This window comes from Peptostreptococcus sp. MV1 (genome assembly GCF_000758885.1).
Lineage (GTDB): Bacteria > Bacillota > Clostridia > Peptostreptococcales > Peptostreptococcaceae > Peptostreptococcus.
The window spans coordinates 1-6,346 of the sequence record NZ_JRNB01000110.1; the positions used below are offsets into that span (position 1 = coordinate 1).

General features: G+C 35.2%; 6 protein-coding genes and 2 pseudogenes. All 8 read left to right on the forward strand.

The genetic code is table 11. From position 1 onward, the window contains the following. The first annotated feature begins 680 nt into the window (after positions 1 to 680). A complete protein-coding gene (locus HMPREF1639_RS07615; RefSeq protein WP_036765128.1) occupies positions 681 to 1,124 on the forward strand; it encodes a hypothetical protein in 444 nt (147 codons plus the stop codon). 570 nt (positions 1,125 to 1,694) lie between these two features. Further along, complete coding sequence (locus HMPREF1639_RS07620) at positions 1,695 to 2,366, forward strand: HNH endonuclease (protein WP_242847302.1); 672 nt, start codon at positions 1,695 to 1,697, stop codon at positions 2,364 to 2,366. 23 nt (positions 2,367 to 2,389) lie between these two features. Continuing rightward, positions 2,390 to 2,621 (forward strand): annotated as a pseudogene (locus HMPREF1639_RS09135) (ClbS/DfsB family four-helix bundle protein); the annotation flags it as partial. Positions 2,622 to 2,663: 42 nt separating this feature from the next. After that, on the forward strand, positions 2,664 to 3,116 hold the full coding sequence (locus HMPREF1639_RS07625; protein ID WP_036765134.1) for a VOC family protein: 453 nt from the start codon (positions 2,664 to 2,666) through the stop codon (positions 3,114 to 3,116). An 82-nt stretch (positions 3,117 to 3,198) separates the two neighbouring features. Next, a pseudogene (locus HMPREF1639_RS07630) lies at positions 3,199 to 3,483 on the forward strand (ClbS/DfsB family four-helix bundle protein); the annotation flags it as partial. 47 nt (positions 3,484 to 3,530) lie between these two features. Continuing rightward, positions 3,531 to 4,037, forward strand: coding sequence for a hypothetical protein (locus HMPREF1639_RS07635; RefSeq protein ID WP_036765137.1), 507 nt, complete (start codon positions 3,531 to 3,533; stop codon positions 4,035 to 4,037). Between the two features lie 259 nt (positions 4,038 to 4,296). Further along, positions 4,297 to 5,466, forward strand: coding sequence for a M20 metallopeptidase family protein (locus HMPREF1639_RS07640; protein ID WP_036765139.1), 1,170 nt, complete (start codon positions 4,297 to 4,299; stop codon positions 5,464 to 5,466). Between the two features lie 469 nt (positions 5,467 to 5,935). Continuing rightward, positions 5,936 to 6,136 (forward strand): CsbD family protein, encoded by a 201-nt coding sequence (locus tag HMPREF1639_RS07645; protein ID WP_036765141.1) that lies wholly within the window; start codon positions 5,936 to 5,938, stop codon positions 6,134 to 6,136. Positions 6,137 to 6,346 lie beyond the last annotated feature (210 nt).

The following is a 6,346-nucleotide window of genomic DNA, read 5'->3' on the forward strand; positions in this document are numbered from 1 at the left end:
GGTGGACTTCTTTTTATACTTGCAGATTGATTTTATTCGTGGTTTAGAATATACTATTACTAATGAGTGTAACTGTAAAATTATTTACGGAGAGATTATGATGAAATATTTATCAATAAAGCAAACATCAGAAAAATGTGGTATTANAGTTAGAAGAATACAGNTCCTCTGCACAGAGGGACGTATATCTGGTGCCACAAAGATTGGATCATATTGGGNTATTCCTNCAGATGCTGAAAAACCAAANGATNAAAGGNTTAAGAGTGGTAAATNTATAAAGAAAGGTGATATTAATAGATAGAAGTGCTTTCATTAAGATTCTGAAAGAAGTATTGAAATATGATAGAAAATTCTAGAAGAGTTAGTAAAGTATGTATATGAGGAATCTGANGATTATGCGTTANANCATGTTGAAATACGNCNACAGNTAGTTGATAAACCAGATGAAGTAACAGAGNATAATGTAGTTTNTGATGCAATTCAAGAGAAAGTTATTCAGGGTATTAAAGATGCTAAATTTATAATTTGGGCAGCTGTTGCATGGCTTTCTAATGTAGAAACCTTAGCAACTGCACTTGATCATGAACTTGTCACAAAGTTTGCTAAAGAGTTTATGGAATTATATAATGGGATTTATTTTTAAACAAAGACAAATTAGAATTTATGGAAGTGATTAGTGTATGAAGAAAGCAGTATTTATCTTGATGTTGATTCTGTTCATAGTAATAGATGTATATACCTTGTGCCTTATGTCACCTGATTTTTTGTTTCCAAAAAGAAGCATATATGTTACAAATCAAGATGACTATATAGTAGAAAGTGTAAAAGAATATTTTCACATTGAATATGATGTTAGTAAGATTGTTTATCAGCAAGGCTTTCCAGATGGCTATTTTTTGGATATATATGACACAGTTGGAGAGAAACACGAAGAATTTGATGACACATTTAATGTTGCTGAAAGTGATAAAATACAACAATTTTTTTTGAATTTAGAGCCAGATACATACAAATATTTGAGGCTATTCACGGCAGAACTTATAATTGAGTTCTTTGCAATTGTAGTGGTTATTATTGCTAATATAAGAAAGAATCGAAGAAAATACTTGGAAAATTGTTCATAAGTTTTGGGGTAAGATAGATTAATAAGGTTGACAGTAATTTGTTAATTTCCAGTTTATTGAGGTAATACCTTTTAACGATAACCCTACTTACCGTTAAAAGGTTTATAGATATGTTCCCACATACGAACGCAACTACTTGACATACTTAGTGTTCACTCGTTTCATGTTGAGACGGTAGCATTTATGTCAAGGAAAGATAAATAAGTGCCAGAAAGTGGCGTATTTCTGGTTTTTTCGGAGGTTTGGATTTGAAGCCAGACTTCTGAAAAAGCTCGGTTTTCTTATATAGAAACATATCTACTGCAAAATGTGTGTCAGGTTGTAACCTCGGATTAGATATCACGATTTGAGACAGTGGATTAGATGTCAGGCATTTTGGGATGATTTTTGAAAAATGAAAAAGGATAACAACCAATCTGGCAACTCGACCATTTTGGGTGTTTGTAGGCAGTGAAATAGATGTCAAGGAGAATTGGAGGCGTATTTATGTTTAATCCTGGACTAAAAATAGGACAAATTATAAAGAACGCAGATATTGTTGGAATATTCAAATGCGGAAATATGGGAGGTATGCGCCGGTCAATAACAACGAATACACTTGTTATCGTATCGGATTATACAAAAGGTCTTTATCATGATAAGTGGATTGGCGGGGTTTTACATTATACAGGCATGGGCAAATCAGGTGACCAAGACATTCATTGGGCGCAGAATGCCACATTGGCTGAGTCTGATTATAATGGAGTTGATGTTCATCTGTTTGAAGTTATAGATGCTGGAGAATATATCTACTGCGGAAGAATAGAGCTTGTGAGCAAGCCATACACAGATGTGCAGCCCGGTGAAGATGGTAATGATCGAAAAGTATGGATGTTCCCGATAAGGCCTGTACCAGATAATGATGTAAAGAAGCCACAAATGTTTGTATTTAAGGATATGGATGACTACGAAAATCGTGGTAAGAATGTTGATGCTGAGTATACAAAAATGATGGCTGCTGCCAAGAAAAAAGGAACAAAGAAGCCTGTATTTGTTGCACCGATTCTTCCTAAACCAGAACCAAAACCGCAGATAGAAATACCAACCGATATTGTCGGAAGACAGATGAAACATAAAGCATTTGGCCTTGGCAAGATTACAGCGATTGAAGGAACTTCAATAGTCGTTCAGTTTGATAAGGTTGGATTAAAAAAGATGGGGTATGAATTCTGCATGGAAAAGAAGTTGCTGGAGTTTATATAAGGAAGGTATGAAGACGATTAGAGTTGTCGCTGCAGGATTTGAAAGCCATGCTGAATGAGAATATTAATATGATTTATTAAATGATTTACTCATTAAGCGACGAAGAGTTATTCGAGCCACACATGAGAAAATGGGCTGATGAAGCAACTAAAACAGCAGTATGGGAAGTATATAAGTTTATTCATGTGAATACTGCTTCATCATTTGGAACATTTTAGAACAAAAATTAGGAAATGGAAAAAGATAGCACTATAAAGTCCAGTTTTGCGAAATAAAGAAATTGTAGGAGGAATATATATGGTTGGAAGAATTTATCACGTTGGATTAACAGTTTCTGATTTGGATCGCTCGATTGCTTTCTACAGAGGCATCCTTGGACTGGAATTTCAAGGAGAAATTTTTATGGAAGGCGAAGAAACAGATAAAATGTTTCGTAGAGCAAATTGCAAAGCAAGAGTTGCTTATTTGAATGGATCCAAGGCTATTGAGGCACCGCCAGTTGAGCTGATTCAGTTTGTAGACAATAAAGTAAATCAAATGCAATCAGACTTGTTTACGACATCTATCTCAGAAGTATGCTTTTACACGGATGACATTGACTCTGTCTACAAAACCCTTATCGAAAATCATGTGGAGTGCTTGTCTGAACCGCAGTATTTCGATTTCAGAGCAGATGGATTTGGGAAAAGCAGAGCTTTTTATTTCAGAGACCCGGATGGAATCATTCTTGAGATGATGCAGCCTTTGTAAAAGGACAATAATTAGAATTTGCGAGGGAACTTAGATGGTATTCGAAAAAATAGATATTTGTGGTATAATAACTATTATCACGAAATGGAATCAATTGGGTGAATTATATCAATGGTTTACAGACACCTATGCTCCTTTATCTCTAAATGAGTTGAAAGTAAAATTAAATGAAAACATCGACTCTATTTATGAAATGATTGATACATTAAGTGAGGAAGAATTATTTAAACCTCACATGAGAAAATGGGCTGATGAAACAACTAAAACAGCAGTATGGGAAGTATATAAGTTTATTCATGTGAATACTGCTTCACCTTTTGGAACATTTAGAACAAAAATTAGGAAATGGAAAAAGATAGTACTATAAATTTTGGATGATGTAATTAAAGGAAAATTTGAAAAGGAGTTGATTTTATGGATTTCATGGGAGCGATTCTTGATGGAATTGCTATAGCAGCTATTTTTAATGGTACAGTGGCTAGTTTGGTACTTATAAATCCAAGATTATTTTTTGATTCCTATCCAAAGTCTATTCAGAAATCAGCTCCTAAGCAGATGACAAAACAAGAGAAAAAGATAAATACGAAACTCACTATCATCATTGTTGGAATTTGTTTTGTTTATTCGGTGATAAGTCTTTTACATTCGGGAGTTGTTGGCTTTTGGAATTTATTTTGGATGGGGTATATTCAGTGGAGTATATTGAATGCGGGGGATTTTTTGTTGTTAGACTGTCTATTGTTTCAAGGCAAATATAAAGAGAAAATTGTCATTCCAGGTACAGAGGGGCACAAGGATTATGAATTCAAGAATTGGATGAAACATTTGGCGATTTACGAACATTTCTTACTTGTACCTTTTTTGCTAATACCAATCATATCGGCAATTCAGGCAGTAATTGTTGTTTTTCTGTGGAAATGAATTACAGATTTTAAGTGTATGGGAGCGTGATATATTGAAAAATAAAAAGTAAATAGAACCATACCTTGCTTTAGACGAGGATAAGGTTAGATTGATAAATACAAAAAACTAAATAATAAACGACTTGGACGGTAGAAAAATAAAAGTACCCGACACGCCTCTTAACAATGCGGACCAAGTCGGGTTTTTTGGTTATACTGAAAAATATGCAAGTAAACGCAAGATGCAAAAGAGAAGTTTAAACATGTAAGGAGGAATTATGACTGATTATTTTAAAGAAGCTTTAGAATACAAAGATGAGCTAATTGAAAAAAGAAGAGCCTTGCACCAAATTCCGGAAGTTGGACTAGATTTACCAAAAACAAAGGCATATGTAAAGGGTGAGCTCGAAGGACTTGGCCTTGAAGTAAAAGAATATGGTACATCCGGTTTATCTACCCTTATCCAAGGTGAAAAAGGTGAAGGAAAATGTATTATGATTAGGGCAGACATGGATGCCCTTCCAATGAATGAAGAAAATGGTTTGCCCTTTGCTTCAACCGGAAATACTGCCCACACCTGTGGCCACGATCTCCATGCTTCGATTGCCCTAATTGCTGCAAAAGCGCTATTAAAAGAAAAGGCAAATTTCAAAGGCACAGTGAAATTTATGTTCCAACCTGCTGAAGAAATTTTTGCAGGATCTAAAATGATGATTGAGAACGGAGTATTAAAAAATCCTCAGGTGGATAGGGCTCTTGCACTTCACACAGCTCTTGACAGAGAAACAGGTTCAATTTGTTACAATGAAGGCTATCTTGCTACAAGCTCAGATAACTTTAAAATTACAATTAAAGGTAAAGGTGGCCATGGCGCATATCCTCACACTACAATAGATCCGATACATGTAGCTGTCAATATTTACACAAATTTCTTAGAGCTAATCGCCCGCGAATGTCCACCTCAAGAAACGAGTACATTGACCTTTGGAATGCTAAGTGCCGGTTCAAACTCAAACATTATTCCGGATCTTGCAGAGATGCAAGGAACACTTCGTGCATACAATCCGGAGGTTAGAAATAAATTAAAATCAAGAATGTTGGAAATTATTGAAGGATTAAAGATCTCAACAAAAGCTGAAATCGATCTTGACTTCTTCACCGGCGTTCCAAGCCTTTATTCAGACCCGGAATTCACAAGAGAAATTGTGGGCTATATAAAAAATAGTGATTTTGATGGCGAACTCATTCCGGACACAAAAATAATGGCAAGCGAAGATATGGCTCTTGTGGCTGAAAAAGTTCCAACAGCCTATTTCAATGTAAACTGCAAATTGCCGGGCAACAACTTTAGCCACCACAATCCCGGAGTGAATTTTGACGAGAATATGATGCCAATTGGGCTTGGGCTAATGCTTACAGCCGTTGTCAACTGGCTAAATAACAACTGATTTGCATTAAAAAAGGCCTTGTAGGCTTGGCAAGTAAACAAGTCTTTAACGGCCGCCATGAGGAACCACCAGCTAGGCTGGTGGACTTCTTTTTATATATAAGTGGTTGACCCCTCTATAATGCTGGTATTTGGCTAAGATTTAACAGCCACACTCTTTCTGTACTCTTTTGGTGTCATGCCAATAACTGTTTTGAATCTAGAACTGTAATAACTTTGATTGGAAATTTTTTTAGTCCGTATGCTTTCGTTACACAGAATCTGCTGAACATATTTACTATATGTTTCTGTACCTGAGGAACCCTTAAGACAAGAAGACCTCATTGTTAAAGCACTGCTTTGTCAAAACAAGTTACGTCGATTTTGAAGTCATTCTATGTAACGTCTAGTGATAAAAGTTGGATAATAGCGGATTTATCTTGCAAATAAATGGTATCCATGTTAGAATAAAAAAAAGGAGGTTTCTAATCATGTCAGAAGAAAAACTAAAATCAAAAATTGAGCAAGCATCTGGTGTCATAAAAGAAGGTACTGGTAAGTTGACAGGTGATAAAGAGCTAGAAGCAAAAGGATTTGTTGAAAAAACAATTGCTAAAGGCAAAGAACTTGTAGACGATGCAAAAGAAGCTGTTGAAGGTGCTGTAGATGCCGTTGAGGAAAAATTAAAATAATTGAGTGTATGTAATTTTTTCTGTAAATTAGCCTTCTATGGCTAATCCGCCGATTAGGCGGTTAAAAAATAAATATTTGATTATTGGGAAGGCTGGTGAAAATCCAACCTTCCTTTAATTTATAATATTACCTAATTTTTTGCATGTCAATAAAAAGGTTCTTTGTCAACTAGCGTTGATGAATAAAATCCGAAATTTATGCGACAGCAT

What these genes read in the sequence shown, in the direction of transcription:
- HMPREF1639_RS07625 (WP_036765134.1), top strand. Translation starts at nt 2,664, where the DNA reads ATGGTTGGAAGAATTTATCACGTTGGATTAACAGTTTCTGATTTGGAT.
- HMPREF1639_RS07635 (WP_036765137.1), top strand. Translation starts at nt 3,531, where the DNA reads ATGGATTTCATGGGAGCGATTCTTGATGGAATTGCTATAGCAGCTATT.
- HMPREF1639_RS07615 (WP_036765128.1), top strand. Translation starts at nt 681, where the DNA reads ATGAAGAAAGCAGTATTTATCTTGATGTTGATTCTGTTCATAGTAATA.
- HMPREF1639_RS07640 (WP_036765139.1), top strand. Translation starts at nt 4,297, where the DNA reads ATGACTGATTATTTTAAAGAAGCTTTAGAATACAAAGATGAGCTAATT.
- HMPREF1639_RS07620 (WP_242847302.1), top strand. Translation starts at nt 1,695, where the DNA reads ATGCGCCGGTCAATAACAACGAATACACTTGTTATCGTATCGGATTAT.
- HMPREF1639_RS07645 (WP_036765141.1), top strand. Translation starts at nt 5,936, where the DNA reads ATGTCAGAAGAAAAACTAAAATCAAAAATTGAGCAAGCATCTGGTGTC.